Raw genomic sequence first — 919 nt, forward strand, 5'->3', positions numbered from 1 at the left:
GATGGTCATGTCGTTGGTCGCCTGAGCGCGGCCGCGCTCGGCTGCCGTATAGGTGGTGGTGAGCAGCGCCGTGCCGCCGATGTAGAGGAAGTTCCAGCCCACCCCCAGCAGGATCAGCGCGCCGGCGAAGGAGGTGAAGCCGGTTCCGGTGAGCGTCATCAACACATGGCCCGCAAGGATCAGCACGCCCGCCAGCATGATCCTGAGCACGCCGAAGCGGGCGATCAGCGCGCCGGTGACGAAGGACGGCAGGAACATGCCCAGCACATGCAGCTGGATCACGGTCGCGGCGGTCGAAAGATCATGGTGGTGATGCACCATGGCCAGCGGCGTGGCCGTCATCGCAAGGATCATGATGCCATAGCCGGTCGCCGCACCGAACAGCGCCACCAGATAGGCGGGCTGGAGGACGATGGCCCGCCAGGGCCGGCCTTCCGCGGCCATGCCGGGTTCCTCTTTCGGCGCGGGCACGTGCAAGGCGGAAAGGATGCCCGCTCCTGCCAGCGACACCAGTGCCAGCAGCAGAAAGGAACCGGCATATTCCGCCGGGAACAGATCCGCGCCGTAGCGGCCGACCATCGGCCCGGCTAGCGCCGCCACCACGCCACCCGCCAGCACCAGCGAGATCGCGCGCGAGCGGAAGGCGTCATCCGCGACCTCGCCCGCCGCGAAGCGGTAGAACTGCGCGAAGGCCTGATAGGCGCCGACAAGGAATGTGCCGAGGGAGAGCAGCAGCAGCGAGCCGGCCCAGATGCCGGCAGCACCCGCGATGCCGCCCGCCACGCCAAGCAGCGCACCCAGCACGAAGCCCGCCCGCCTGCCGACACGGCTCATCCAGATCGAGGCCGGGAAAGTCGCGGCCGCAGTGCCCAGAAACATCGCCGCGATCGGCATGGTGGCGAGTTCGGGCCGAGCGGCG

At 69.0% G+C, this 919-nt stretch carries 1 protein-coding gene; it reads right to left on the reverse strand.

Annotation, left to right across the window (positions count from 1 at the left end):
* The coding region (locus tag AQY21_RS08955; RefSeq protein ID WP_058097342.1) for an MFS transporter at nucleotides 1-919 on the reverse strand (919 nt) is incomplete at both ends.

Source organism: Paracoccus sp. MKU1 (assembly GCF_001447385.1).
Taxonomy (GTDB): Bacteria; Pseudomonadota; Alphaproteobacteria; order Rhodobacterales; family Rhodobacteraceae; genus Paracoccus.